21 protein-coding genes, 1 tRNA gene, 2 pseudogenes and 1 riboswitch are annotated in these 25,610 nt (G+C 70.5%); of the genes and pseudogenes, 11 read left to right on the forward strand and 13 right to left on the reverse strand.

From position 1 onward, the window contains the following. Positions 1 to 189 precede the first annotated feature (189 nt). Positions 190 to 2,271: an asparagine synthase-related protein gene (locus tag EAO75_RS41200; RefSeq protein WP_148000150.1), complete on the reverse strand. Its 2,082-nt coding sequence runs from the start codon at positions 2,269 to 2,271 to the stop codon at positions 190 to 192. 760 nt (positions 2,272 to 3,031) lie between these two features. Here EAO75_RS41200 and EAO75_RS41205 point away from each other — a divergent pair. Beyond that, the gene (locus tag EAO75_RS41205) at positions 3,032 to 4,456 is read left to right on the forward strand and encodes an MFS transporter (RefSeq protein ID WP_148000151.1); all 1,425 of its coding nucleotides are present in this window, start codon (positions 3,032 to 3,034) and stop codon (positions 4,454 to 4,456) included. An 83-nt stretch (positions 4,457 to 4,539) separates the two neighbouring features. Here EAO75_RS41205 and EAO75_RS41210 read toward each other — a convergent pair whose 3' ends face one another. Further along, positions 4,540 to 4,752, reverse strand: coding sequence for a hypothetical protein (locus tag EAO75_RS41210; protein WP_148000152.1), 213 nt, complete (start codon positions 4,750 to 4,752; stop codon positions 4,540 to 4,542). Positions 4,753 to 5,020: 268 nt separating this feature from the next. Here EAO75_RS41210 and lhgO point away from each other — a divergent pair, with 268 nt between their 5' ends. From lhgO to EAO75_RS41225, 3 genes are all read left to right on the forward strand, one after another. Beyond that, the gene (gene lhgO / locus EAO75_RS41215) at positions 5,021 to 6,229 is read left to right on the forward strand and encodes an L-2-hydroxyglutarate oxidase (protein WP_261989626.1); all 1,209 of its coding nucleotides are present in this window, start codon (positions 5,021 to 5,023) and stop codon (positions 6,227 to 6,229) included. An 84-nt stretch (positions 6,230 to 6,313) separates the two neighbouring features. Beyond that, on the forward strand, positions 6,314 to 7,165 hold the full coding sequence (gene trmB, locus EAO75_RS41220; protein WP_187284782.1) for a tRNA (guanosine(46)-N7)-methyltransferase TrmB: 852 nt from the start codon (positions 6,314 to 6,316) through the stop codon (positions 7,163 to 7,165). Positions 7,166 to 7,287: 122 nt separating this feature from the next. Continuing rightward, positions 7,288 to 8,664: a PrsW family intramembrane metalloprotease gene (locus EAO75_RS41225; RefSeq protein ID WP_148000154.1), complete on the forward strand. Its 1,377-nt coding sequence runs from the start codon at positions 7,288 to 7,290 to the stop codon at positions 8,662 to 8,664. 146 nt (positions 8,665 to 8,810) lie between these two features. Here EAO75_RS41225 and EAO75_RS41230 read toward each other — a convergent pair whose 3' ends face one another. From EAO75_RS41230 to EAO75_RS41245, 4 genes are all read right to left on the reverse strand, one after another. Continuing rightward, positions 8,811 to 9,839: a M23 family metallopeptidase gene (locus EAO75_RS41230; protein ID WP_148000155.1), complete on the reverse strand. Its 1,029-nt coding sequence runs from the start codon at positions 9,837 to 9,839 to the stop codon at positions 8,811 to 8,813. 11 nt (positions 9,840 to 9,850) lie between these two features. Continuing rightward, positions 9,851 to 10,008, reverse strand: a riboswitch (cyclic di-AMP (ydaO/yuaA leader). Positions 10,009 to 10,241: 233 nt separating this feature from the next. Beyond that, the gene (locus EAO75_RS41235; RefSeq protein ID WP_148000156.1) at positions 10,242 to 11,327 is read right to left on the reverse strand and encodes a PP2C family protein-serine/threonine phosphatase; all 1,086 of its coding nucleotides are present in this window, start codon (positions 11,325 to 11,327) and stop codon (positions 10,242 to 10,244) included. 101 nt (positions 11,328 to 11,428) lie between these two features. Beyond that, positions 11,429 to 11,502, reverse strand: a tRNA-Met gene (locus EAO75_RS41240). Positions 11,503 to 11,635: 133 nt separating this feature from the next. Beyond that, the gene (locus EAO75_RS41245; RefSeq protein ID WP_148000157.1) at positions 11,636 to 12,769 is read right to left on the reverse strand and encodes a dihydrofolate reductase family protein; all 1,134 of its coding nucleotides are present in this window, start codon (positions 12,767 to 12,769) and stop codon (positions 11,636 to 11,638) included. Positions 12,770 to 12,835: 66 nt separating this feature from the next. Here EAO75_RS41245 and EAO75_RS41250 point away from each other — a divergent pair, with 66 nt between their 5' ends. Together EAO75_RS41250 and ribA are read left to right on the forward strand one after the other, a co-directional pair. Then, positions 12,836 to 13,351 (forward strand): MarR family winged helix-turn-helix transcriptional regulator, encoded by a 516-nt coding sequence (locus EAO75_RS41250; RefSeq protein ID WP_148000158.1) that lies wholly within the window; start codon positions 12,836 to 12,838, stop codon positions 13,349 to 13,351. 111 nt (positions 13,352 to 13,462) lie between these two features. Further along, positions 13,463 to 14,107: a GTP cyclohydrolase II gene (ribA, locus tag EAO75_RS41255; protein WP_148000159.1), complete on the forward strand. Its 645-nt coding sequence runs from the start codon at positions 13,463 to 13,465 to the stop codon at positions 14,105 to 14,107. 69 nt (positions 14,108 to 14,176) lie between these two features. Here ribA and EAO75_RS41260 read toward each other — a convergent pair whose 3' ends face one another. Together EAO75_RS41260 and arsM are read right to left on the reverse strand one after the other, a co-directional pair. Beyond that, positions 14,177 to 17,449, reverse strand: coding sequence for a S8 family serine peptidase (locus EAO75_RS41260; protein WP_148000160.1), 3,273 nt, complete (start codon positions 17,447 to 17,449; stop codon positions 14,177 to 14,179). 234 nt (positions 17,450 to 17,683) lie between these two features. Next, positions 17,684 to 18,463, reverse strand: a complete 780-nt coding sequence (gene arsM / locus EAO75_RS41265; RefSeq protein WP_148000161.1) for an arsenite methyltransferase — start codon at positions 18,461 to 18,463, stop codon at positions 17,684 to 17,686. 95 nt (positions 18,464 to 18,558) lie between these two features. On the opposite strand from arsM, the gene EAO75_RS41270 reads away from it, so the two are divergent. The 3 genes from EAO75_RS41270 (at position 18,559) to EAO75_RS41280 (ending at position 20,327) form a co-directional block, all read left to right on the forward strand. After that, the gene (locus EAO75_RS41270) at positions 18,559 to 18,996 is read left to right on the forward strand and encodes an ArsR/SmtB family transcription factor (protein ID WP_148000162.1); all 438 of its coding nucleotides are present in this window, start codon (positions 18,559 to 18,561) and stop codon (positions 18,994 to 18,996) included. Next, on the forward strand, positions 18,993 to 19,838 hold the full coding sequence (locus EAO75_RS41275) for an aquaporin (protein WP_148000163.1): 846 nt from the start codon (positions 18,993 to 18,995) through the stop codon (positions 19,836 to 19,838). The genes EAO75_RS41270 and EAO75_RS41275 overlap by 4 nt, the downstream gene beginning before the upstream one ends. Before the next feature lie 69 nt (positions 19,839 to 19,907). Beyond that, on the forward strand, positions 19,908 to 20,327 hold the full coding sequence (locus EAO75_RS41280) for an arsenate reductase ArsC (RefSeq protein WP_148000164.1): 420 nt from the start codon (positions 19,908 to 19,910) through the stop codon (positions 20,325 to 20,327). Positions 20,328 to 20,341: 14 nt separating this feature from the next. Here EAO75_RS41280 and EAO75_RS41285 read toward each other — a convergent pair whose 3' ends face one another. Further along, entirely contained in the window at positions 20,342 to 21,133 is a 792-nt protein-coding gene (locus EAO75_RS41285; protein ID WP_148000165.1) for an MBL fold metallo-hydrolase, read from the reverse strand. Between the two features lie 157 nt (positions 21,134 to 21,290). Next, positions 21,291 to 21,464 (reverse strand): hypothetical protein, encoded by a 174-nt coding sequence (locus EAO75_RS46280; RefSeq protein WP_187284783.1) that lies wholly within the window; start codon positions 21,462 to 21,464, stop codon positions 21,291 to 21,293. 531 nt (positions 21,465 to 21,995) lie between these two features. Between EAO75_RS46280 and EAO75_RS41290 the strand changes: the two genes are divergently transcribed. Beyond that, positions 21,996 to 22,295 (forward strand): hypothetical protein, encoded by a 300-nt coding sequence (locus EAO75_RS41290; RefSeq protein ID WP_148000166.1) that lies wholly within the window; start codon positions 21,996 to 21,998, stop codon positions 22,293 to 22,295. 147 nt (positions 22,296 to 22,442) lie between these two features. Here the strand turns inward: EAO75_RS41290 and EAO75_RS41295 are convergent, their stop codons facing one another. The 3 genes and pseudogenes from EAO75_RS41295 to EAO75_RS47925 form a co-directional block, all read right to left on the reverse strand. Beyond that, on the reverse strand, positions 22,443 to 23,165 hold the full coding sequence (locus EAO75_RS41295) for a hypothetical protein (protein WP_148000167.1): 723 nt from the start codon (positions 23,163 to 23,165) through the stop codon (positions 22,443 to 22,445). A gap of 520 nt (positions 23,166 to 23,685) precedes the next feature. Beyond that, positions 23,686 to 24,123, reverse strand: coding sequence for a low molecular weight protein-tyrosine-phosphatase (locus EAO75_RS41300; RefSeq protein WP_148000587.1), 438 nt, complete (start codon positions 24,121 to 24,123; stop codon positions 23,686 to 23,688). Between the two features lie 114 nt (positions 24,124 to 24,237). Continuing rightward, positions 24,238 to 24,297 (reverse strand): annotated as a pseudogene (locus EAO75_RS47925) (hypothetical protein); the annotation flags it as partial. A 68-nt stretch (positions 24,298 to 24,365) separates the two neighbouring features. On the opposite strand from EAO75_RS47925, the pseudogene xerC reads away from it, so the two are divergent. Continuing rightward, a pseudogene (xerC, locus tag EAO75_RS47930) lies at positions 24,366 to 25,555 on the forward strand (tyrosine recombinase XerC); the annotation flags it as partial. Positions 25,556 to 25,610: the final 55 nt, after the last annotated feature.

Genomic DNA, 25,610 nt, shown 5'->3' on the forward strand with positions numbered 1-25,610 from the left:
CTCACCTGGGCCAGACCGGGCCCGGCGGCCCGCTGGCTGACCGGCGAGACCCGTCCTCGAACGCCGCGCGGGCCGGAGTATGCGAGCCCGCGCCCAGAGGTGACGCCCCTGGGGACGGTCAGGTCTTCTCCTTCAGTGCCCGGCGGGCTCGGAACTGGCGTGCTGTTGGGTGAGCGGCAGCGTTCCGCGTCAGCGTCTTCCCGCCCCCAACGCCCCCCTCTGCGGTGTGATCCCCGCCGGTACCGCTCGTTGGCGGGCGGGGGTTCCTGTCCAGCAGGTGCCTCGGCGGGCCAGTAGGCGGTGTAGCCAGAGTTCCAGGGAGACCAGGTCTGCGAGGCCGTCGAGGGGGAGTGGCTCGCCCTCGGCCGCTGCGCGGAGGGCCTTGCGGACGACTCGGGCCTCCACCAGGCCCGCCTGGGCGAGGAGGGGGGTGCCGAAGAGGGCCATCAGGGAGTCGGTGGCCACCCTCAGGCCCGTGCGGGCCGCCACCGCCGCCGACGCGTGGGAGGGGGCGCCCCAACCGGGCGGGAGGTCGGCCACGCCGGCGCCCTCCAGGACCGTACGGAGGATCGCGGCGCGGGCGCCGGGCTGGACGCGCAGGGCCTCGGGGAGGGCTCGGCAGGCGCGGACGACCTGGTTGTCCAGGAAGGGAGTGTGCAGGCGCTGGGAGCGGATCTCGACGGCTTGCTCCAGGATGCGGATGTCTGCGGCGTGGCGGGCCAGTGCCGCACGCGCGCGGTAGTCGCCGGGGCGTTGGCCAGGGCCCACTCCGTTGCGGGTCGTCGCCGTCTGGAGGCGAACCGATACTTCAGCCAGGGCCTCGCCGGTCAGCCAGCGGGCCGCCGGGCCCGGTCTGGCCCAGGTGAGGGCGGCGAGCGACGCCCCGACCGCACCTCCGGGTTCGTCGAAGCGGCGGTGCAGCAACCGGTCGGCCAGGGTCTCCAGGCCCGTTCGGTACGGGGTGCGGGCCAGTTTGCGGGCCGCGCCGTACACGCGCGCGGGGACGAGCACCGAGCCGTCCGCCTTCGCCAGGGCCGCGACCGGGCGGACCAGGTGGCGGCGTTTGCGGTCCACCAGGAGGTCCGCGAGGCGGGCCGGGTGCGCGTCCAGGACCTGGCGGGCGCCGTAGCCCGTGAAGTGGTCCGCGCTGCCGGATGCGAGGCGGGCTCGGTGCCTCGCCGCCGTCACCAGGCTCGGACCGGGCTCGTCGGTCAACGGGCCGTCCAGGTCGGCGTACGGCAGGGTCTCCTCGCCGCCGGTCACCACCACGTGGTGCAGGCGCGGGTTGGCCGCCAGGGCACCCGCCCGCTCCAGCTCGGCCTCGCGGCCGGCGACCGCGAGGTCGTTGAAGGTGACCGCCAGGAGGCGTTCGCCCGCGCCCGTGCCGTGGCCCAGCACCGTGCCCGGCATGCCCGGGAGGCCGGCGGCCAGCAGCGCCAGGGTGCCCGACGCGGGGCCTCCGGACAGGTCCGCGCCGATGCCCGGAACCGGCATCCCGCGCGCGGCCCGCCGCTCGGCCGGGCCCATCCCGGGCACCGGGCCGGGGTCGATGTCGGGGACGTGGCGGGGCGCGGACAGACGCGCGCGTACCGCCTCCACCAAGGCGTCGCGTACGGCGTCCACCGCGCTGTCCGGGTCGGCCGACGGCGCCGCCACCGCGAGCGAGGCGACCGGTTCGTACCCGGCAATCTCGCGTGCTCCGGCGCGCAGGATCAGCGCATGCCCCGGCGGGATGCGCCGTACGCCGTCGTACGGGGTGGAGTCGTGCAGTGCCGCCGGTACGTCGGGGGCGGCGAGCAGGGCGGCCAGGTGCCCGAAGTCGAGGTTGGCCTCGATGAGGTCGGCGAGGGGAAGCGCGGCGGTCGCGTACGCCGTACCGCCCGCCCAGGGGGTGTAGAACACCGGCCGTGCGCCCGCCAGATCGCCGCAGACCATGAGCCTGCGGCCGACCTGGACGACGGCCGTGTAGCTGCCGGACCAGGCCGTCAGATGCCGAAGTGCCCCTCCGCGCGCGGCGAACAGGCCGAGGCGCAGCTGTTCGTCGCTCGCCCCGCAGGTGCCCAGTACCGCGATCCGGTTCTGCGCGTCGGCCTTCACCACGCGCACCTCGTCGGGGCGCCAGTCGCCGACCGCCCACAGCGGATCGGGGTCGCCCCACAGGAGTTGGGACCCCACCGGATGCACGGTCTCGCCGTCGCTTCCGGCGGCACCCGCGGAGCCCGTTCCGGCGGCCACCGCGGTGGTGCTGCTCCATCCCACCAACCACCGCATGGACGCCTCCACAGGCTGTGGACAACCAGTGCACCGTATGAACCGGTTCACCATGCTGCCATGAAGGAAGCGTGCCGGAGGGGCGGCGGAGCCTCTCGGGCTCGGGCAATCACGCACGCGAGGGCGCCCGCGTGGCGGACGGCACCCACCCTGAACGCCCGGACGGGGCAAGGCGATCCACACGAGCGTGACCATGAGATCCACCTGCGCGGAACGAACGGATCGAGCTGTATGCGCGGCGCGAATGCGCCCCCGATACACTCCCCAAAAACTCCCTTCGCGCCCTCAACTGCCATGGTGGGAAGGGCAATCACCCGCGAAGGGCGGGGTCGATTTTCGGCCAAATCAGCGTCGCAGGGACAGGCTCACGCACACTCCGTGCAAGCCCTCCGCACTACTCGCCGTGCTCGCCGCGCGCGCAGTCCGGGGAACGGAGTGCGCCCCCCGGACCGTTCCGCCACCCGCGGGGATGTAGGCGGCGGAATCCCCCAGCCCGCTGGATCCAGTACAGCGGGCCGACCCACGCAGAAGCCATGGAACCGCTCCCCCGGTGGCTGGAGAAGAGCGCACGGACGGGCGCACAGCCACACACTGGGAGCACGTCACAACTGTGCGTAGGGGGTGCGCACTTGAGTACGGACCACAATCCCGCCATCCGGAAGAATGCCCCTTAACGCTTGGGATGCGGCGAACTACGCTGGGTTTACGAATGCCGCGTGGTTATGCCAGCGCGGCAGCCGTCTGTGTCGAGGGGTGGCGCATGTCCAGGGAGCAACGCGGGCCGAACGAAAAACTCGGCGCCGTTCTCGCCCTCGCGGGAATCAGCAACGCAGGACTCGCTCGACGCGTCAACGACCTTGGCGCTCAGCGGGGCCTGACTCTTCGCTACGACAAGACCTCGGTGGCGCGCTGGGTGTCGAAAGGCATGGTGCCGCAGGGCGCCGCGCCGCACCTCATCGCCGCCGCGATCGGCCAGAAGCTCGGCCGCCCTGTGCCGCTCCACGAGATCGGCCTGGCGGACGCGGACCCCGCACCCGAAGTGGGCCTCGCCTTCCCCCGGGACGTCGGACAGGCGGTGAAGTCGGCGACGGAGCTCTACCGTCTCGACCTCGCCGGCCGCCGTGCCGGTTCCGGCGGCATCTGGCAGTCGCTGGCCGGATCATTCGCGGTCAGCGCATACGCAACGCCCGCCTCACGGTGGCTGATAACCCCGGCCGACAGTTCGGTCGCGCGCGAGGTGAGCCCGTCCGAGAGCTCCGGCGCACCGCTCAAAGTCGGCCACAGCGATGTGCAGAAGCTGCGTGAGGCCGCCGAGGACGCCAGGCGCTGGGACTCCAAGTACGGAGGCGGCGACTGGCGTTCGTCCATGGTGCCCGAGTGCTTACGAGTGGAAGCGGCACCGCTGCTGCTCGGCTCCTACTCCGACGAGGTCGGCAGAGCCCTGTTCGGCGCCAGTGCCGAACTCACGCGCCTCGCCGGGTGGATGGCCTTCGACACCGGGCAGCAGGAGGCCGCGCAGCGGTACTACATCCAGGCGCTGCGGCTCGCCCGCGCGGCGGCCGACGTACCCCTGGGCGGGTACGTCCTGGCGTCCATGTCGCTGCAGGCGACCTACCGGGGCTTCGGCGACGAGGGCGTCGACCTCGCCCAGGCCGCGCTGGAGCGCAACCGTGGTCTCGCCACGGCCCGCACCATGAGCTTCTTCCGGCTCGTCGAAGCACGCGCACACGCGCGCGCGAATGACGCGCAGGCCGCCGGTGCGGCCCTGAAGGCGTCGGAGGGCTGGCTGGAGCGGTCCCGGGAGGGCGACAACGACCCGTCCTGGCTCGGCTTCTACTCCTACGACCGCTTCGCCGCGGACGCCGCCGAGTGCTACCGGGACCTGAAGGCACCGCGCCAGGTACGGCGGTTCACCGAGCAGGCGCTGTCGAAGCCGACGGAGGAGTTCGTGCGCTCGCACGGGCTGCGGCTCGTCGTCTCGGCGGTCGCCGAGCTGGAGTCGGGCAATCTCGACGCGGCGTGCGAGCAGGGCGTAAGGGCGGTGGAGGTCGCGGGGCGGATATCGTCCGCGCGCACCACGGAGTACGTGAAGGACCTGCTGCACCGCCTTGAGCCCTACGGCGACGAACCGCAGGTCGTCGAATTGCGGGAGCGAGCAAGGCCGCTGCTCATGGCGCCGGCCTGAGCGCGCCCGCACGCGCGCGTGGAGTACGCGGCGGCTCGGCAGACCCGAGCCGCCGTCGCCTCCGTCCTGCCCGGACCCGGCGGTTACGACGCGCTGTCCGTGCGCCCGAAGCAGCGCTCCAGCTCGTCGAGGTCGTAGAAGGAGCTGTTCCCGGCGATCGGACGGCAGTCCGCCCTGAAGGCGGTCTCCTTCTCGTCGTAGCTGTCGCGGGTGCCGGTGTTCGTGCCCGCGGAGGCGGGGGCGGCGATCAGCAGGGCGGCGAGGCCGAGCGCCACGGCCGGGGTGAGGCGTCTCATTGATGTGCCGTTTCGTTCAGTGCCGCTGCGTCGCGCCCATGCGGCAGACCGGGGTCATCCGCCGCATCGTCCGAGCGGCGCGTGAACTCGCCGTGGCTGAATCACGCCAGGCGCGTGGCCGGATGTCCCGCGCTTGCCAAAGGTTCTCCCTCGAAATCACCCCGCCGCGGGCGCAGGAATCCGGCGAGGTGAGCGGAGCGCGGGGTTCCCTGGGTTTGACCGCGGTGTCAGTGGCGCAGTGCATTATCGAAACCGGGAGGTGGGGCAGGTGCGGGCGATCGGTTACGACTGTGACGTGCTCGTGGTCGGCGGTGGAATCGTCGGGCTGGCCACGGCGTACGCGATCACGCGTGCCGCGCCGGGCACCCGGGTGACCGTGCTGGAGAAGGAGCAGGGGCCCGCCCGGCATCAGACGGGGCGCAACAGCGGGGTCATCCACAGCGGGATCTACTACCGGCCGGGGTCCCTCAAGGCGCAGTACGCGGTGAGCGGCGCCGCCGAGATGGTCAAGTTCTGCGCGGAGTACGGCATCGCGCACGCCGTCACCGGCAAGCTGATCGTCGCGACCGAGCGGGAGGAGCTGCCGCGGCTGCACGCCCTGATCCAGCGCGGCCGGGAGAACGGCATTCCGGTGCGGGAGCTGCGTGCCGGGCAGATCGAGGAGTACGAGCCGCAGGTGCGGGGCCTCGCCGCGATACACGTCGGGACGACGGGCGTCTGTGACTTCGTCGGGGTCGCCCGGCAGCTGGCCGAGGGATCGGGGGCGGAGATCCGGTACGGCGCGCGGGTCGAGCGCGTCGACCGGCGTGCGGACCTCGGGGTCGCCGTGCGGACGGCGGGCGGGGACGTCGTGCGCGGGCGGGTCCTGGTGAACTGTGCCGGGCTGTACTGCGACGAGGTGGCCCGGATGACGGGGGACGAGCCGGAGGTGCGGATCGTGCCGTTCCGGGGGGAGTACTACTCGCTGGCGCGGCCCGAGCTGGTTCGGGGGCTGGTGTATCCGGTGCCGGATCCGGCGTTTCCGTTCCTCGGGGTGCATCTCACGCGCGGGATCGACGGGGGCGTGCACATCGGGCCGAATGCTGTGCCGGCGCTGGCCCGGGAGGGGTACGGGTGGGGTGTCGTGCGGCCGCGGGAGGTCGGGGCGACGGTGGCGTGGCCCGGGGTGTGGCGGATGGCTCGGCGGCACTGGCGGTACGGGGTGGGGGAGCTGCGGCGGTCGGTGTCCAAGGGGGCGTTCACTGTGGCGGTGCGGAGGTTGTTGCCGGCGGTGACTGCCGATGACCTGGTGCCTGCGGCCGCGGGGGTGCGGGCGCAGGCGGTGTTGCGGGACGGGGGGCTGGTGGATGACTTTCTGATTCGGGAGGGCGCTCGGGCTGTGCATGTGCTGAATGCGCCGAGTCCCGCGGCGACGGCTTCGTTGCCGATCGGGCGGGAGGTTGCGCGGCGGGCGTTGGCGGTGTTGGAGGGGGCCTGACGGGCCTCGTCCTCCAAGGCCGGACGGGCTGACATGTGCGCACCGGCACCACGAAGTCCCGCCCCCCGTAAAATCGACCCCACTGTGTCTGATTTCCTCAACGCCCCCGAAGCCCCCCAGCCCGGCAGCCTCCGTGAGTCCGAGGTGCCGGGGGAGCATGATCATCACCTTCCCGGTGTGTCCGTTCGGCATACCCGGGCCAAGGGTGAGCCACGGTTCCCGGATGGGCCCAAGGCCGATCCGGCCGGGTCGCACTTCGAGCGGCGGATCCGGAGTTTTCAGCCGCGGCGCAGCAGGGTGACCGCGGGGCAGGCGGACGCGTTGCAGCGGCTGTGGCCCAAGTGGGGGCTGGACATCGACGGGCAGAGTGTCGTCGACCTGGGCGAGCTGTTCGGGAACGGCAATCCGGTCGTGCTGGAGATCGGCTTCGGCATGGGCGAGGCCACGGCCCAGATGGCCGCCGGCGACCCCGGCACCAACATCCTCGCCGTCGACGTCCACACCCCCGGGCAGGGGAATCTGCTCAACCTCGCCGACCACCACGGCCTGGACAACGTCCGCGTGGGCAACGGCGACGCCATCATCCTGCTGCGCGAGATGCTCACCCCCGACTCCCTCGACGGGCTGCGCGTCTACTTCCCGGACCCCTGGCCCAAGAAGCGGCACCACAAGCGGCGGCTCATCCAGCCCGAGTTCCTCGGCCTCGCCGCGACCCGGCTGAAGCCCGGCGCCCTGGTGCACTGCGCCACCGACTGGGAGCCGTACGCCGAACAGATGCTCGAAGTGCTGACCGCGCATCCCGACTTCGAGAACACCTGCTCCGACGGCGGTTTCGCGCCCCGTCCCGAGTTCCGGCCGCTGACCCGTTTCGAGGGCCAGGGACTGGACAAGGGTCATGTGGTGAACGACCTGCTCTTCCGCCGCGTACAGCGGTAGGAGCAGCGGGAAGAACAGCACCGACGACACCACCGACAGCAGCACCGACAGCCACCCCCACCGGCGCCCGAGCCCCCTCGCGCTGCTGCGGGCGGCGCCCCTGCCTCGTTAGGGTCAATGCCGTGGCCACCTGTCCCCCGTACCCGACGCACCCCACCGGTCCCACCGGCGGCGCACTGCGGCACGCGCACTGGTGGCAGAAGCGATGGGTGCGTTACAGCGCGCTCGTCACCCTCCTCGCGCTCTCCGGGCTGGTCATCCTCGCCCTGGTGCGCGAGCAGACCGGCACCGAGGGGTTCCTGGTCGGGCTCGGGCTCGCCGTCCTGCCCGTGCCGCTGCTGGTCGCCGCCTTCCGCTGGCTGGACCGGGTCGAGCCGGGCCCCTGGCGCAATCTGCTGTTCTCCTTCGCCTGGGGCGCCTGCGCGGCGGCGCTGATAGCGATCGTCGCCAACAGCTTCGCGACCCGATGGATAGCGACGGCCACCGCCGATCCGTCGCACGCGGACACCCTCGGCGCGACCGTCATAGCGCCCATCGTGGAGGAGCTGGCCAAGGCCGCGGCCATACTGCTGGTCTTTCTCTTCCGGCGACGGGACTTCACCGGGATCGTCGACGGCGTGGTGATAGCCGGGGTCACCGCCACCGGTTTCGCCTTCACCGAGAACATCCTCTACCTCGGTACCGCCTTCGGCACCGACCAGCTCACCGGCGACCGCGGCATCGCCTCCGTCACGGCGGCGACCTTCTTCGTCCGCGTCATCATGTCGCCCTTCGCGCACCCGCTCTTCACCGTCCTGACCGGCATCGGCTTCGGCATCGCCGCGCTGTCGGGCGAACGCCAGCACGTGCGGCGCGTCCTGCTCCCGTTCCTCGGGCTCCTGCTCGCCATGGGCATGCACGCCATGTGGAACGGCTCCTCGGCCTTCGGCGAGTACGGCTTCTTCGCCGTGTACGCCGCCTTCATGGTGCCCGCGTTCGGCCTGCTGACCTGGCTGGTGATCTGGACCCGGCAGCGCGAGCTGCGGACGGTGCGCGAGGAGCTGCCCGCCTACGTCGTCGCCGGGTGGCTCTCACCGAGCGAACCGTTCGTGCTGGGCTCGATGCGGGACCGGCGGGTGGCCCGGCAGTACGCGCGGCACCGTGGGGGGCGGCCGGCGGCGCGGGCGGTGGCGCAGTACGAGGCCTACGCCACGTCGCTGGCGTTCCTACGGCACCGGGGGCGCCGCGGACGGGCCGGCGCGGACTTCGTCGTACGGGAACAGGAGTTGCTGCACGAGCTGTGGCACCGCCGGGAGTTCGCCCGCCCGGCCCTGGAACACGCGGCCGCCGCACAGGCCTGGCCGCGGCACGAGCACGGGTACGGCCATGGGTACGGCCACCCGGCGCCGCTCCCGATGCCGGTCCACTGGCAGTCGTACGGCCAGGTCAACGCGCCCTCGTACGGGCCCACGTACGGACAGACGGTGCCGTACCCCGCGTACAACCCGTATCGGACCTGACCGGGTCGGGTCGGGTCGGGTCGCGGAAGCTTCGGCGCCGCCGGGAAGAGCGAGGGAGCCGCGCACACCGAACCGGCGGCCCTGGCGTCGGGGGGTCGTCGCCAGGACCGCCGGGGATCAGAAGTGGATACCCGTCGAGGGGTGCCTCAGGGGGTGAGCCCCTTGCCCTGGAGCCACGCCATCGGGTCGATGCCGTTCGTGCTGCCACCGGGGTGCACCTCGAGGTGCAGGTGGGCGCCGGTCACGTTGCCCGTCGCGCCCACGCGGCCGATGACGTCGCCCGTGTTGACCTTCTGGCCCACGCTGACGCTGAGCGAGGACTGGTGCGCGAACCAGAGCTCGGTGCCGTCGTCGAGGGTGATCTCCGTCTTGTAGCCGTACGAGCCGTCCCAGCCGGCGAAGGTGACCGTGCCGGAGTGGATCGCCTTGATCAGCGTGCCGGTGGGGGCGGCGAAGTCGAGGCCGGTGTGGTACCCGGAGGACCAGTAGGCGCCGGCCTCACCGAAGGTCGAGGTGATGGTGTACGAGGAGGTCGGCAGCGTGTACTGCTTGGCCAGCTCGGCAAGGCGCTCGGCCTCCGCCTTCTTGCGGGCCTCCTCCTCGGCGGCGGCCTTCGCGGCGGCGGCCTTTTCCTTGGCCTCCTGCTCCGCCTTGGCGGCCGCTGCGGTGGCCTCCTTCTCGGCAGCGGCGACGGCGGCGGCCGCGGCCTTGCTGTCGATCTGGTCCTGCTGGAGCTCGGCCTGCGCCATGATCCGGCTGCGCAGCGCCTCACCGGCGTCGGAGGTGCCCTGCGAGGTCTCCTCGACGGTCTCGCCCATGGTGCTGAGCGCGGTGGCCGTGTCCTCGGCAGGCTCGTCGGAGGAGTCGTCGGAGATCAGGGGCAGGTCGGGCATGGTGATGGCGACCGGCGGCTTGCCGCTGTTCGCGCTGGCCATGCCGCCCGCGCCGACGGCGGCTATGACGCCTACGCCGAGGACTGTGGAGCTGCGGGCGAGTCCCCCGCCACGCTGCTTGGAGACGCGGTGCCTGCCACGTACGGGACGAAGGGACTCCGAGGTCGGGTTCCACTCCTCGTACGGGCCCTCGTCGGTGCGGTAGCTGTCGTAGCCGAAGGTGTCGGTGTTGCGCTGACTCGGCACGAACGGGGCTTGCGGGGCAGGCCGGTTGGACGCCACGTGGGCGTACTCCTTTCCTTCCTTCTCGCCTACCGGGTTAGCTGACGGGTTCGGAGCAGGAAGGTCTCCTACGCGCGTATACCAACCGTGCTTCCACGGTGGAATCCGTGCGATTCACCCCAAGGTGGTGGTTCCCCGGTTCCCTTGCGGGATTCGGCGCGTGCGCACGGAGCCGACTCTTGTGACGGCTGGGACGACCGCGCTGCGTTATCGAACGTTAATAGACGCGGGGTGTGGATTCCAAGCTGTTCCTCTTGATCATTAACGATTTTCGCCTGGACTTACGGGTCATGACCGGCCCAAAACGGGCGAGTTGGCCAAGGTTCAGCAGCCACACAGGTATTGACGGTATGTCAGTTGTTATGCGGAGGGCGGTCACTCGATCACCCCGGGTGATGACGATCAAGGTCGCCGTACGGCCATGAGGGCCATGTCGTCCGCCATTCCTCCTCCGGAGTGCCGGCGGACCTCCACCGAAAGCACACCGAGCAGCTCGCCCGGATCGCGCAGCGCGTTGGCGCGCCCCGCGAGGCCCGTCTCGGGGTCGTAGAACCGCCCGCTGCCGTCCCGCGCCTCGGAGAGCCCGTCGGTGTACAGCAGCAGCGTGGCCCCGCCCGGGAAGCCGGCCTCGTCGGCCCGGTCGGGCCAGGTGCCGAGCTCGTCCATGCCGAGCGGCAGGGCGGGCTCGGTGGCGGGCAGCGGGCGTACGGTGCCGTCGGCGTACAGCAGCAGGGGCGTCGGATGCCCGCGGTTGACGAGCCGGACGATCCCGTCGCCGTGGGGCAGCTCGGCGAGCACGACGGTGGTGAAGCCCTCGCGGGACTCGTCCCCGTCCCGCCGGGTGCGCTCGCGCGCCAGCGCCCGCTCCAGTCGCTGTGCGACCGCCTCCAGCGTGGCCTCCTGCTCCGCGGCCTCCCGGAAGGCCCCGATCACGACGGCGACCGCCCCGACCGCCCCCATGCCCTTGCCGCGCACGTCCCCCACGACCAGCCGGACGCCGTGCGGGCTGTCCTGCACCGCGTAGAGGTCCCCGCCGATGGAGGCGCCCGTCTGCGCCGCCTCGTAGCGCGCGGCGATCCGGAACCCGCCGATCCGTTCGGCGGGTTCGGGCAGCACGGCGCGCTGGGCGGCCTCGGCTATCTCGCGGACGGACGCGAGGCGCTCGTCGCTGCGGCGCACGAGGAGGTTGATGAGGACGGCGAGCACGGAGACGACCACGACGGTGACCACCTCGGTGATCACCTCCGCGCGCGGGAGGCCGCCACGCAGGCCGCGCATCACGAGCAGTACGGCGACGGCCACGACGCCCGTGATCACCGTGCCGCGCTTCGAGTAGAGGGGGGCGGCGACCAGGGGCGCGGCGGTGAAGAAGGGGGCGCCGGTGAAGTCCGTGGGCGTGGCGTGGTCGTACACCGCTCCGGCCGCGATCAGCAGGGCGGGGAGCAGCCGGACGAACCGGCGTGCGTAGGAGATCCGCCGTTCCTCCACCTGACCAGGGTTGCCGAAGCCGGGGCGGGGAGCGAGCGCTGAGAGCCGACCGGGAAAACACTCAGGGCCGGAACTGATGAGTTCCGGCCCTGAGTCTTCAGTAGCGGGGACAGGATTTGAACCTGCGACCTCTGGGTTATGAGCCCAGCGAGCTACCGAGCTGCTCCACCCCGCGTCGTTGACTCAATAGTACGCCATCCGCGAGGCCCGAAGCACACACGTTTCCCGGGCACTGCCCTGAACAGGGACTTTTCGGGCACTCGTGCGACCCAAGTCACGTCACGGCACCCGGGCGGCACCTGGGCGCCTCAGGGCAGCAGGTGGGCATTGGGCGCCTTGGCCCGCTCCTCGTACTCCGGCAGGACCAGGACATCCACGCCCTGCGCCGCGAGCATCCCGCTCCCGTCGGCCCCCGCCACGAACGTGTCCGGCTCCCGCCAGGCCGTCACCACCCGGCGGACCCCCGCCGCAAGGATCAGCCGCGCGCAGGGCAGGGGCCGGGACGAGCGGTGCGTGCACGGCTCCAGGCTGGTGTACACCGTCGCGGAGGCAAGCCTCGGATCCCCGGTCGCGATCTTCGCCAGTGCTGCCTCCTCGGCGTGCACCACGAGGTCGCCGCCCTCCCGGGAGTACCCGCGCGCCAGCTCGGTCCCGTCGGCCGCCACGACCACCGCGCCGACGCTGAAGGCCGTCTCCGACGGCGGGCACTGCGCGGCCAGCTCGCACGCCAGCGCCATCCAGTGCCGGTCCGCGGCAGCGGGGAGGGTGCCGGTGCCGGGCGCCGTCGGCGCGTAGCGCATCAGCACGACGTCCTCGATACGGCGCGACTCCAGCAGGCGCAGCCGCCCGCCCTGGTAGCCGCCCGGCCCGAACAGCCGCGGTGCCTCGGGGTCGCCCACGAACAGCGGCGCCAGCACGAGCTGCAACTCGTCAGCGAGGCCCTGCCGCATCAGCTGCGTGTGGATCGTGCCGCCGCCCTCGACCATCAGCCGCTCCACGCCGCGCGCCTCGCGCAGGTGCGCCAGCAGCCCCCGCCAGTCCAGCTCCGGGCCCAGCGCGACGACGTCCGCCGCGACCGGCGCCCGGCGCAGGCGCTCCGCGCCCTTCTCCGTCGTGTAGACGATCTTCTCGCCGCCGGTGTGCCAGAAGTTCGCCGCGGGGTCCAGCTCGCCGGACGCGCTGACCGTGACCTTGAGCGGATACTCCGGCCTGCCCGCATCCACCCGCGCGGCCCGCCGATCGGCCGAGTTCACCAGCAGCCGCGGATTGTCCGCCCGGATCGTGCCGGCGCCGATCAGGATCGCGTCCACGGACGCACGGACCTCGTCGACCCGGTCGAAGTCGGCCGGGCTGGACAGGAGCAGGCGCTCGGGGGTGGTGTCGTCGAGGTAGCCGTCCAGGGAGACGGCGGCGGACAGCAGGACGTAGGGGTACGACGGCATCGGCGCGCTCTCCGGCTCGGCAGACTCGGTCTTGGTTCAAGTTTGAAACAAACCTACACTGGTCGTATGACGACTCGCTGGCTCACCCCCGAGGAGCAGCGCGCCTGGCGCGCATACATCGGCGCCGTCCACCTCATGGAGGACGCCATGGACCGGCAGCTCCAGCAGGAGACCGGCATGCCGCACATGTACTACTCCATCCTCTCCACCCTGTCCGAGTCCCCGGAACGCCGACTTCGGATGACCGATCTCGCGGAACGGCTGAAGATCACCCGCAGCCGGCTGACGTACGCCGTGACGCGGCTGGAGAAGGACGGCCTGGTCCTGCGCGAGGACTGCCGCTGGGACAAGCGGAGCAGCATCGCGGCGCTCACCGACGAGGGCATGACGGTCCTGGAGAGCGCGGCGCCGGGCCATGTCGAGACCGTGCGGTCGATGCTCTTCGACCGGCTGAGCCCGGAGCAGGTCGGGCAGCTGGAGGAGATCTTCACGCAGGTCAGCGAGGGCTTCCAGGGAGACACGGCGCACGCCACCGCGGAGGACGTGCCCTGGCGGCGACGCTCCGGCAAGCCCTGTTCATGACCTGGACCACAATTTTGTTGATTCAAATTTAAAGCATGGGGTAGGGTCCTGGACCGAGGACCTGCTTCAAATCTGAAGCAGACACCCACGTACGGAACCCGGAGAACCCGCATGCCCGACTTCACCGCCGCCGCCACCCAGCGCGCCCGCGTCCGGGTCCCGCTGCGCTTCCAGGACGGATACGGCGTCGACGCCGAACTGGTCACCTTCCACGGCCTGACCGACGGCCTGGAACACGTGGCCGTCGTCCTCGGCGACCCGGCCCCCGGCACCACCCCGCTGGTCCGTCTGCACTCCGAGTGCCTGACCGGCGACGTCTTCGGCTCGGCCCGCTGCGACTGCGGTCCCCAGCTGCGCGAGGCCGTCGAGCGCATCGCCGAGCGCGGCGGCGTACTGCTGTACCTGCGCCAGGAGGGCCGCGGCATCGGGCTCTACAACAAGCTCGACGCGTACGCCCTCCAGGACGAGGGCCTCGACACCTACGCCGCGAACGCCGCCCTGGGCCTGCCCGAGGACGCCCGCGACTACACGGCCGCCGCCCAGATGCTCACCGCCCTCGGCATCGGCGAGCTGGACCTGCTCTCCAACAACCCCGACAAGGCCGACCAGCTGCGCACCCTCGGCATCGACGTGCAGGGCCGCGTCCCCACCGGCGTCTTCGCCACCCCGGACAACGTCCGCTACCTGCGCGCGAAGGTCCTCCAGACCCAGCACACCCTGCCGCTGGGCGACCTGGCGAAGCTCAGCGCGGGCTGAGCGCGCACGGCATGACGAAGGGCGGGCACCCGGCACCGGGCGCCCGCCCCACTGTCGTACCTACGACCGCTACGGCGTGACCTTCTCGATCGTCACCCCGCCCACACCCGCGGTCGTCCCGCGCGTGTTCACCAGCCGCACCTCACCGAAGAGCTGCCGGCCCTCGGGCACGGCCCGTGCGACGGTGACCTCGGCCGCCACCTTCGCCGAGTCGCCCGTCGCGAGCTTCACCGGCGTCGACTCGTCGACCTTGACCGAGCCGAGCGCGGAGGAGAAGTACGCGTCCCGGTAGTCGTACGCGGTCGAGCCGGACGGCACCTCGAAGCCGGCCACCTCGACGGTGTACTTGCCGGCGGCCGGGTCGGCGATGGAGACGGACTCGTCGGCGTCACCGTCCGCGGACTGGCCGACCAGCTTGCCCTGGGCGTCGTACACCGACAGGTCGAGGTCGGCGCCCAGGTCGGAGACGTTGCCGATGGCGACGTCCAGCGAGGTGGTGCCCTCGGGCACCTCGATGGTGCTGGTGTGCGTCTCGCCGCCGGCGATGGTCGGCCGCGCGGTCTTCGACGAGCCGAGCGCGCCGCCCTTGAGGCTGCCCTCGACGGACTCCAGCTTGTTGGTCACCGTCCAGGACGCGGCGACCGGGGAGCCGACCTCGGCCMCCGGCACCTTCACGGCCTCCGGGTCGAAGGACGCGCCGTACACCGTGGCGTTCAGCTTGAACGGGTTGTCCAGCAGCGCCGACGTACGGCGCGAGTCGACCTCGATCTCCCAGACGCCGGGCAGCGGGTCGGCGTAGGCGGCGATGTCCGTCGTGTCCGGGTCGTCGTCGGCGGCCGTGACGCCGTACGGGCTGATGGCGCTGAACTTCGTCAGGCTGCCCTCCTTCAGCCCGCCGAGCGTGACCTGGAGCGACTTCGTGCCCTCGGGGACGGTGACGAAGTACGACCTGACGTTGTTGCGCTGCACGGAACCCGAGGCGGTGAAGGTGTACTTGGCCGGGGTGGAGACCACGACGGTGGCGAGGATCTGCTGGTCGACGCCGACCGTCCTCGGGTCGTCGGCCTCAAGGATGGCGCTCTTGATGCCCGCGTGCCGCGGCGCGGCCTGCACCTTGACCGTCACCGGCTTCCCCAGCGGCAGGTCGACCACCTTCGGGCCGGCGATCGAGAAGGTGCGGGCCTTGTTGTTCGCCAGCCGCAGGATGTGCGGGAGCGAGCCGGCGGGGCCGGACGTACGGGTGATCGTGACGTCGTACGTCTTCTTCTGGCCGGCCTTCAGGCCGCCCTCGCGGTCGTACAGGCCCGTGCCGAAGCCCGGCGTCTTCAGTGCCTGGTCGAGCGCGGTGTCGACCGGGGCCTTGACGGCGTAGTCGTGAGCGGTGGCGCCCGCCTTGACGGCCTTCCAGGCGTCGACGACGTCGATGCGGCCGGCGCCTTCCTCGTACGCCTGGAGTCCCTCGATGTGGTGGGCGGTGGAGGTGAGCGCGGTGCGCAGCTTCTCGGGCGTCAGGTCGATGCCCTTCTGCTCGGCGGCGCTCAGCAGCAGCGCGGACGCGCCCGCGGCCTGCGGGGACGCCATCGACGTGCCGTTGTACATGGCGTAGCCGGCCGGCAGCTTCCAGCCCGCCTCGGCGATGGGCGCGCCGGGCATCCAGGCCGGGATGGTGCTGACCGCGGAGCCGGGGGCGACCACGGTCGGGGTGAAGCCGCCGTCCTCACGCGGGCCGCGCGAGGAGAAGTTGAACAGCTGGTACTTGTTCGCCACGCCGGTGCCGTAGTTGGCGGCGAAGGTCTCCTTCGAGACGCCCGCGCCGACCGAGATGACCTTGTCGGCGAGGCCGGGGTCGCCGATGGTGTTGGCGCCGGGCCCGGAGTTGCCGCCGGAGAGCACGAGCTGGACGCCGTAGGTGTCGATGAGCCGTGTGTACAGCTCGGCGCGGGCGTTGTTGCCGTCGTTCAGCGGGGGCAGGCCGCCGATGGACATGTTGACGACGTCGACGCCGCGGTTGACGACGAGGTCGATCATGCCCTCGGTGAGCGCGACGTTGGAGCAGCCGGGGCCGAAGATGCAGGCCCGCGAGGAGACGATCTTCGCGCCGGGGGCCTGCCCGTTCATCCTGCCGCCGAGCAGGCCGTTGGCGGCGGTGATGCCGGCCACGTGGCTGCCGTGCGCGCCGGCGGTGAGGCCGATGTTGACGAAGTCCGCCTTCTTGCCTGCCCAGTCGCCGCCCAGCGGGTCCATCGGGACGTCCTTGCGGACCTCCACGACGAAGTCCTGGGTCTCCGGGATGGCGGTGGCCGGGTCGTCCGTGCCGAAGCGGCCGACCTGGTGGCCGTCCTTGTACGGCTTCATCGGGGTGTCGTCGGTGAAGTCGCCGTTGTCGTTCACGTCGACGGTGACCTTGCCGGCCGCGGCGTCGTACAGGACGCCCCAGTCGTCGGTGGTGTCGCCGTCGCGGTTGACGTCACCGTCGGCGTCGCCGTCCGTGACCTTGCCCTGCGCGGTGACGGCCTCCCGGAAGGTGCTGATCAGATACGCCCCCTCGGGCGCCTTCCAGCTCTTGCCGCCGTAGGTGAAGGACGGCCCGGAGACGGAGGTGGTCATCGCGCGCCAGGTGCCGTCGCCGTCGACGATCGGGTCGGTGGCGGTCACCCAGTCGACGATCTTGCGCTCACCGGTGGTGGTCTTCTGGAGCGCGGGGCTCGCGAGGTCGACGCCGGTGTCGAGGACGCCGATGGTCACGCCCCGGCCGTCCGCCTTCGGGTTCTTCTTCACGAAGTCGACGGCGCCCGTCTCGAAGGACGGGTTGTACGGGTTCTTCGCGGGGGTGTTCTTGTCCGGGCCCGGGTAAGCGGCCGCGGAGGCAGTCGACTTGCCGCCGCTGCCGAGGCTCGGCTGCTCAAGGGGTATCTCCTCGCGCAGGTCGATGGCCTGCACGGAGGAGAGCCGCGCGGCGGCGGTGATGGCCGAGTCCGCCTTGCCGGTCGGCACGGTGGCCCGTACGTAGCCGAGCTTGTCGTACGTACGGCCCACGGAGCCGCCCTTGACCGCGTCCAGCTCCTGGGCGACCTTCTCGGTCTGCCCCGGGGCCGTGACGATCATCATCGTGACGTTCTTGGCGCGCTGCGCCTTGGCCTCGGCGAGGAGGTCGGCGTCGTCCGAACCGAGCTTGTCGTGGGCGGACTTGACGCCGGGGTCGGCCGCGGTCGGGCTGTCTGCGGCGAGGGCGACGGGTATGGGGCCGGCCGCGCAGAGCGCGGCGACGATGCCTGCGGCCACGGCTGTACGGGCGACGCGTCGCGCCCCCGGTATCGCGGCCGGGTGGGGGGTGGGGGGCATGGTGATCCCTGGTGCTGAAGGAATGTAGACGTCGGCGGCCGGATCGAGCACCTTCGACCGCCGCGGTCCGGAATGCGATTCCGGATGATCGCCCAGCTTTCCTCAAGGGACCGATTTCTGTGGATAGTTCGCGGAGAGGAGATCGCGGGCTGGCGGGAATTCGCCATGCGCCAGGGGGGACTTATCGGGTCGTCTGTGACATTCCCGCGAGTCGGCAGGGTGACGCCGGTGGGGTCACGCGGTGGCGGTCGGCTTCACGGCCCGGACGATGGCGGAGTGCATGCCGATGGCGACGGCATGGGTGGGCGTGACCTCGACGTCGACGAACCCCGCGGCCTCCAGCCCTTCCCGGTACTCGGCGAAGGACAGCGCGCCGGCGATGCAGCCGACGTAGTCACCGCGTTCGGCGCGCTGGGCGGGGGTGAGCGTGTCGTCGGCGACGACGTCGGAGACGCCGATACGGCCGCCGGGCCTGAGCACCCGGAACGTCTCGGCGAAGACGGCCGCCTTGTCGACGGAGAGATTGATGACGCAGTTCGAGATCACGACGTCGATCGTGTTCGCGGGCAGCGGGACGGCCTCGATGGCGCCCTTGAGGAACTCGGCGTTCGCCACTCCGGCCTTCTCGGCGTTGGCGACGGCCAGAGCGAGCATCTCCTCCGTCATGTCCAGCCCGTACGCCTTGCCGGAGGGGCCGACCCGGCGGGCGGAGAGCAGGACGTCGATGCCGCCGCCGGAGCCGAGGTCGAGGACGCGCTCGCCCGCACGCAGTTCGGCGACGGCGGTGGGGTTGCCGCAGCCGAGGGAGGCGGCGAGGGCTTCGGCGGGCAGGGTGTCGCGGGCGTCGGCGGGGTAGAGGGTGGAGCCGAAGATGTCGTCGACGTCTACGGGCTCGGGGCCACAGCAGGCGGTGCCGGAGCCGCAGCAGGCGCTGGCGCCCTGGGTGACTTGCAGGGCTGCCGCGGCGTAGCGCAGGCGGACGGATTCACGCAGGTCGGTGGACTGGTCACTCATGACTCTTCTCCCGATCAAGCCCTTACTGACGTGGCTGTATTGACGTTCTTTGATGCAACCTTGTGCCCTGCATCGAAGGATGTCAACATAGAAGTATGTCGAAACAAGAGCCGGCGGTGCTCGACCAGGACGCCCCCGCCGCCTGCTGCACGGGACTGGCCGGCGCACCCCTGGAGCCGGACCGCGCCACCGAGCTGGCGAAGCAGTTCAAGGCACTCGGCGACCCGGTGCGGCTCCGCCTGCTGTCGATGATCGCCTCGGCCTCACAGGACGGTGGCGAGGTCTGCGTGTGCGAGCTGACCCCGGCGTTCGAGCTGTCCCAGCCGACGATCTCCCACCATCTGAAGCTGCTGAGGCAGGCGGGCCTGATCGACTGCGAGCGCCGAGGGACGTGGGTCTACTACTGGGTGCTGCCGGGCGTGCTGGACCGGCTGGCACTGGTACTGAAGACTCCGCCTCCGCCTCCGCCTCCGTCTCTGCCTCCGTCTCCGTCTCTGCCTCCGTCTCCGCAGGCGGCCGGAGCCCTCGCGTGAACGCACCGCTGGCCCGGCGTGCCGCGGCCGAGGCCGTCGGTTCGGCCGCCCTGGTCGCGGTGGTCGTCGGCTCCGGCATCCAGGCCACCGAGCTGTCCCGGGACGTCGGCGTGCAGCTGCTGGCCAACTCGCTGGCGACCGTCTTCGGCCTGGGCGTACTCATCGCGCTGCTGGGCCCGGTCTCCGGCGCCCATTTCAATCCGGTCGTCACACTCGTGGCCTGGTTCACCGGGCGCCGGGGCGGCGACGGGCCGACGGGGCGGGACGTGGCCGCCTACGTTCCGGCCCAGGTGGCGGGTGCGGTCACCGGCGCGCTGCTGGCCGACGCCATGTTCGGCAGACCGCTGGTCCAGTGGTCCACGCACGACCGCTCGGCCGGGCATCTGTGGCTGGGCGAAGTCGTCGCCACCGGTGGCCTCGTGCTGCTGATCCTCGGCCTGTCCCGGATCGGCCGCGATCGGCTCGCGCCCGTCGCGGTGGCGTCGTACATCGGCGCGGCGTACTGGTTCACGTCATCGACGTCCTTCGCGAACCCGGCGGTGACGGTCGGCCGCGCTTTCACCGACACCTTCGCCGGAATTGCACCCGCGTCGGTCGCCGGGTTCGTGGCGGCGCAGTTGGTTGGGGGCGTGCTCGGACTGATGCTGGTGGCGGGGGTGTTCGGGCGGCGGGAGACGACACCCGTGCCTACGACACCCGTGCCGACGACGGCCGGCGTTGTGGACGCAGACGAAGAGAACGGAGGGGCGTTCGGCGGGGGTGCTGCTCATGGCGGCGGCTCTCTCTTTCGGGAGTCCGGTGACGGTGACGGTGGCGGCCTCACCACGCCCGCCCTCCCCTGACCGGCCGCCACGACCACCGCCACCGCCACCGTCACCGTCACCGGACTCCCGAAAGAGAGAGCCGCCGCCATGAGCAGCACCCCCGCCGAACGCCCCTCCGTTCTCTTCGTCTGCGTCCACAACGCCGGCCGCTCCCAGATGGCCGCGGCCTTCCTCACGCACCTCGCCGGTGACGCGGTCGAGGTCCGGTCGGCCGGTTCTGCGCCCGCCGACACGGTGAACCCCGCTGTCGTGGAGGCGATGCGGGAAGCCGGCATCGACATCTCCGCCGAGACCCCGAAGATCCTGACCACCGAGGCCGTCCGGGCCTCCGACGTCGTGATCACCATGGGCTGCGGCGACACCTGCCCCGTATTCCCTGGCAAGACCTACCTGGACTGGACGCTGGACGACCCGGCGGGGCAGGGCGTGGACGCCGTACGGCCGATCCGCGACGAGATCTCGCGCCGGGTCCGAGGCCTGCTGGCCGACCTGGGCGTGACGGGCTGACGGAGGGCTGCCACTCAGCCCAACTGCACCCGGTCGATCAACCCCGCCCCGGTGAAGGCGGCCACCAACTCCTCCCGCCCCTCGGTGAAGTGGGCCCAGCTGTCGAAGTGGACGGGGACGATCCGCCGCGCCCCGAGGATCTGGGCGGCCTCCACGGCCTGCGCACTGTCGAGGGTGAGCAACTGCCGGTCGAGGACAGGGGTACGGGCGGCCCCGGCGAACAGCACGGCGAGGTCCACCGGCCCGAACCGCTCGGCGACCTCCTTGACCGGCCCGAGCTGGGCGTTGTCCCCGCTGACGTAGACGGTGGGCAGCCCGTCCCCGGTCAGCACGAACCCGACGACCTGCCCGACGACCGCTTCGAGCTCCTCGCGCTCTCCCGGGCCGTGCAGCGCGGGCACCCCGGTCACGGTGATCACACCCCCGCCGGGCCGCTCCACCTCCACGACCTCCCAGTCCGCCAACCCCCGAGCGGCTCCACCCAGCCGCCCCGCCCCGCTCGGCGTGGTCAGCGTGAGCGGAACGTCGGCCAGCAGGGCACGGCCGGAGACGTCGAGGTTGTCGGGGTGCTCGTCGTGCGAGAGCAACACCACGTCGATACGGCCGAGTTCGGCGGGTGCGGCGGAGGCGGCGGCGGTCTTGATCAGCGCACGACCGCCGCCGAGGGGGTAGTCGCCGGGGGCGTCGAAGGTGGGGTCGGTGAGGAGTCGCAGACCGCCGTACTCGATGAGGGCGGTGGGACCACCGAAGACGCGGACGGGGACGGGGGCGGGGACCTGCTCGGTGGTGGTGCGGGTGTCGACCATCGTCAGACCTCACGGTTGAGAGAGAATGCATCCGTGAGGGGAGGTTAGTCACTCCTCACGGATAGACGCAACCAAAAACGTGAGAAGTAGGGGACGGCAAGACCGGCTACGACGCCGGAGGGCTGGGCGCCGGGCTTCCAGTGGGTGCCGACGTCGATCACGAAGGTTGCACGGCGATGTGGGTAGGCCGTCTCGTCCGGGCGCGGCGTGGCGCTTCGCCGCCCATCGCGAACAGGGTCACATCAATCCAGCAACGCACCTTGCGGCGCTGGTACATGGCGAGGGCGAAGCGCGGCGACGGGATCGCCTTGCGAGTGCGGTCGGACGGCATGCCCTCCCTCAAGGTCAGGGCAGCCGAGGTCGGCGTAGAAACGAAGCAGCGCCCGACCCGACCGAAGCCGACCCGAGCGCTGCACAGCAGGTCAAAGGGGGTATCCCCCGCCCGCGAACCGTAGGCCCTGTGGGACTCGAACCCACAACCAATGGCTTAAAAGTCCTGGCCATGGCATGCCGGGTGGTTCCGGGCAGCACTTCAGGGTCCGAAACCACCTGGTCAGAACACACCTGCCGTGAGGCGCGATCCACCTCATGACGACTTGTGCTCCACCATCCGCTCACGCATCGCTCACGCAGAAGAGCCTGCTGACCAGCGCGTTCGCGCCTGCCGACACCGCACCCGTTACTGCGAAAGAAGTCACCGACCACGAACGGTGCAGCATGATCACCTGAGACAAGAATCCCCGCTATTGGGTGGCGCCACTCGTCGACGTTCTGCACCACCTGCTGCACCTCGACCGTTCCCTTGGGTTCAGTCCACCGTGAGCGCTGAGTACAGCCCCCGGTGCGCTTCGGGGACGACACGGTGAGCAAAGACCCGCAAGCCGTCGCGCAGAAGCTCGCACTCCTGATGCAAGCTGAAGCGGCGAGCACCGACACCAAGATCCGCACGCTGCACCCGGATTGGCTCGACGAGCAGATCCGCCGCGAGGTCGCCCGCACCCTCAAGGAGAAAGGGGTCCTTGCTCCTGGTCCTGCCTTCTTTCCTCCGCGACGGCTCGACGGCGCTCCCGCCTCCTCCTTTTTAAGGCCGCACGCTTGCGGCGGTGCTCCCAAAAGGCAACCCACCACATGTAGAGGTCACGCGAGTCCTTTGGAAGGATAGTGCGGGCAAAACGCAGCACAAAGAACGGAAGAACCAGGAAGAATGCAGCCCACCACGGCATTTCAGCAAGAGCACTCTGGGGGATTTCAAGCACGACGATGACTCTCTACACGAAGGCGACTTGCGGACCCGTCCTTAAAATCTCCACTAAATGTGAATCTTGAGAACCGAATCGCCGAAAGTCACGTCGTACGCCCTCTCGCTTTTCGCGAGCCTCGCTCCAGAAATGCCGACCATAGGATCCGTTAGCGCCGCTGCGACATCTTCCGGATAGGGAAGCCCTGTCCACTGGGCCTCCCATTCATCGCCTGCTCCCCAAAGCCTGCGCCGGGGATCCGAATCGTCATCGCGACCCCTGCCGTCATCACGTCGCAACGGGTCCCAGTACCAGTTCCCCGTAGCCCACCGCCCCTTAGGATCAGTCATCGACATACGGGCAGCCATGCCAGCCAACAGGGTCTGGGCTGCGTCACCGATCGGCGGAACGTCGGCAAGCTGGCGCTCTTCTACCGAGTCCAGTGGGTCATCAAGCGTGCGAAAATCGAAGTGCGAACCTTCTCGCACCCCCTGCAGCTTTCCATCTAGTCGGCTCGTGACTACCAATCGTGCCCCTGTAGGGACATGCTCCAATGCATACGTCCGGTAGTCGTGGATAGCCCGCAATCGCATTCCCGGAAGCCTTGGGGTGCTGTCACCATGCGGCACCAGATACCGGGTGACGTTATCCGGGGCATCGCTGATGAAGACCAGCTGATTCCACCGGGGCGACACGGTAATCGTGTACCAGGTAAGGGTACTCAACAACCACTTTGCAGGAGGTGCACCGTCTTCTCCACGGTTGAATAGACCGAGAGCAAGCAAAGCGTTCATCTTCCGCTGTCCCGGCGCGCACGAATCCAGCCCATGGGTGCGATCGTTCGAGACCCCTGCAAGCGCAGCTTCGTAAATCTCACCCGAATATGCCTTGCGTGTGTGCGCAGCTCGCTTCTTTACAGAATTTGGCACGCCAATACCTCACTCACCGCACCGGTCGGCGTTTGAGTTGGACGCCAAAAATTTCTGCCTGCTGCGCTGCTGTCGCAGAGTGAGTGCACATACACCCGTGAGACGACGGTTGTGGCCGGTGTCCATACGTCGGAGCTCCTGAGCCTCTGCGCTCAGGTTAGACAAGTCAACGCTGTGAGCGTAGCGACCGCCGCGGTACTTCGCAGCCAACTCCTGGTTTTCCTTGCGAGGTTCTCGTGGGATGGGTGGTCCGCCGCAAGGCCCGTATGGCTTGGTGTGTTCTTCGAACTGGAGGTCCCGGCACTGTTACCGCCGCAGCGGCGACACCTTCAGCGAGCGCGTGTGGCGCGATGCGGCTCGTCGAAGCAGTCCTGTCGGTCGCGGGTCAGCCGCCCGAACACTGAAGGTGGCGGGCGGCGCCTGCGACGATCATCTCGATGCAGTCGTTGAACGCGCTGCCCGGTTGGCCGAACGGGTCGGGTACGTCGCGGTCGCCCAGGTAGAGCGCGAGTCGTCTGGCTGTGTCCTCGTCGGCCAGCTCGTGCAGGGCTGCCAGGTTCGAGGCGCCCATGGCCAGGATGGTGTCGGCCCAGTGCATCAGGTCGCGGTCGACCTGGCGGGCGCGGTGCCTGCTGAGGTCGTAGCCGTGCGGTGCGGCGGCCTCGGCCATGGTGAGGTGGGCGGGTTTGCCGGTCCACTTGTCCCGGATGCCTGCGGACCGTACCTCGACTGTGTCGCCGCCGAGTTGAGTGAGTACGGCGGCGGCAAGAGGTGATCGGCAGATGTTGCCGTAGCACACGGTCAGGATGCGTCGGCGGTTCATCGCACCCGCTCCAGGGCCTGGTCCAGCAGTGACACCACAGCACCTGCGTCCGGTGGGGGTCATGGCCGGGTGGAAGGGCAGGCTCAGGATCTCCTGGCCGAGTTGCTCGGTGACCGGCAGGTCTCGCCGCCATGGGGCGAAGGCGGGCTGGAGGTGGTTGGGCGGGTAGTGCACGCCGACTCCGATGCCCCTGCCGGTCAGGGTGGCGTGGACCTGTCGCGCTGCCGTACGCGGACGACGCAGAAGAGACCCGGCGCCGCCTGAGGGCGGGCCTGGCCCTCCGCGGCAGCCTCACCGTCGGCGAGTGGTTCGCCGCGAAGAAGCGCCGCAAGACCACGCTCAACGGCTACGCCTCCCACATCCGCGTCCACTTGAAGCCGCGCATCGGGCACGTACGCCTCGACCGGCTCAACGTCGGCCACTTGGTGGAGATGTTCGACGGGATCGCCGACGACAACGAGGTGATCGCGGCCGAGAACGAAGCCCGCCGCGAGCAGATCGCCCGCTGCAAACCGAGTAAGCCCGGACGCCCCGTAGGAGCCGAGCGGAAGCTGCTCGCGGTCGAACGGGCCAAGCTGGCGGAGATGAAGCCGTTCCGGAAGATCACCGGTCCGGCATCCCGTCAGGCGATCCGCCGTACCTTGCGCGCGGCCCTGAACTCCGCGATCGCCCAGCAGCTGATCACCTTCAATCCGGCGTCCCACGTCGAGTTGGAGTCCGGCAAGCGCCCGAAGCCCCTCCTGTGGACCAACGAGCGGGTCCGGCGGTGGCGTGAGACGGGCGAGATCCCCGGCCCGGTCATGGTGTGGACGCCCCAGCAGTTCGGCGCCTTCCTCGACGCAGCCGAAGGCGACCGGCTGTACGCGACCTTCCACCTCATGGGTACACGCGGCCTCCGTCGCGGCGAGGCGGTCGGCCAGGACTGGCACGAGATCGACCTAGACGCCGGCCTCATCACCCCAGCCAAGGAGATCGTGGTGGCGGCTGGGACACGTACGAGTCCGAGCCGAAGACGGACGGCAGCGCGAACACGATCGCGCTCGACAGCATGAACATCGCCGTCCTGCGAGACCACAAGGTCCGTCAGGAGAAGGAACGGGCGCAGTGGAGCAGCGCCTGGAAGGACACGGGCAAGGTCTTCACGAAGGAAGACGGCTCCTGGCTCCACCCCGAGACGGTCTCCGAGACCTTCCGCCACATCCTCGCCACCACCGACCTGCCGCCCATCACCCTCCGCGACCTGCGCCACGTCTCCGCAACGCTCACGCACGGAGGCGGCGGTGACATCCACACGGTGAAGGAGACGCTGCGGCACTCCACCATCACGCTGACCTCGGACACCTACACAAGTCTACTGCCGGAGCTGGACCGCGAGATCGCGGAGAAGGCGGCGGCGTTGATCCCACGTAGTCGCCGAGCCGACACCACGTAGCCCCTCGGGCCCGTTGATCAGCTGGGTGGCAGGACGCTCATCAGGCATAGCCGCC

Source organism: Streptomyces sp. UW30, assembly GCF_008042075.1.
Taxonomy (GTDB): Bacteria; Actinomycetota; Actinomycetes; order Streptomycetales; family Streptomycetaceae; genus Streptomyces.

Coding starts and splice junctions, on each gene's coding strand:
- EAO75_RS41200 (WP_148000150.1), bottom strand. CDS start 2,271: ATGCGGTGGTTGGTGGGATGGAGCAGCACCACCGCGGTGGCCGCCGGA.
- EAO75_RS41205 (WP_148000151.1), top strand. CDS start 3,032: ATGTCCAGGGAGCAACGCGGGCCGAACGAAAAACTCGGCGCCGTTCTC.
- EAO75_RS41210 (WP_148000152.1), bottom strand. CDS start 4,752: ATGAGACGCCTCACCCCGGCCGTGGCGCTCGGCCTCGCCGCCCTGCTG.
- EAO75_RS41245 (WP_148000157.1), bottom strand. CDS start 12,769: ATGCCGTCGTACCCCTACGTCCTGCTGTCCGCCGCCGTCTCCCTGGAC.
- EAO75_RS41250 (WP_148000158.1), top strand. CDS start 12,836: ATGACGACTCGCTGGCTCACCCCCGAGGAGCAGCGCGCCTGGCGCGCA.
- ribA (WP_148000159.1), top strand. CDS start 13,463: ATGCCCGACTTCACCGCCGCCGCCACCCAGCGCGCCCGCGTCCGGGTC.
- arsM (WP_148000161.1), bottom strand. CDS start 18,463: ATGAGTGACCAGTCCACCGACCTGCGTGAATCCGTCCGCCTGCGCTAC.
- EAO75_RS41270 (WP_148000162.1), top strand. CDS start 18,559: ATGTCGAAACAAGAGCCGGCGGTGCTCGACCAGGACGCCCCCGCCGCC.
- EAO75_RS41280 (WP_148000164.1), top strand. CDS start 19,908: ATGAGCAGCACCCCCGCCGAACGCCCCTCCGTTCTCTTCGTCTGCGTC.
- EAO75_RS41285 (WP_148000165.1), bottom strand. CDS start 21,133: ATGGTCGACACCCGCACCACCACCGAGCAGGTCCCCGCCCCCGTCCCC.
- EAO75_RS46280 (WP_187284783.1), bottom strand. CDS start 21,464: ATGCCGTCCGACCGCACTCGCAAGGCGATCCCGTCGCCGCGCTTCGCC.
- EAO75_RS41295 (WP_148000167.1), bottom strand. CDS start 23,165: ATGAACGCTTTGCTTGCTCTCGGTCTATTCAACCGTGGAGAAGACGGT.
- EAO75_RS41300 (WP_148000587.1), bottom strand. CDS start 24,123: ATGAACCGCCGACGCATCCTGACCGTGTGCTACGGCAACATCTGCCGA.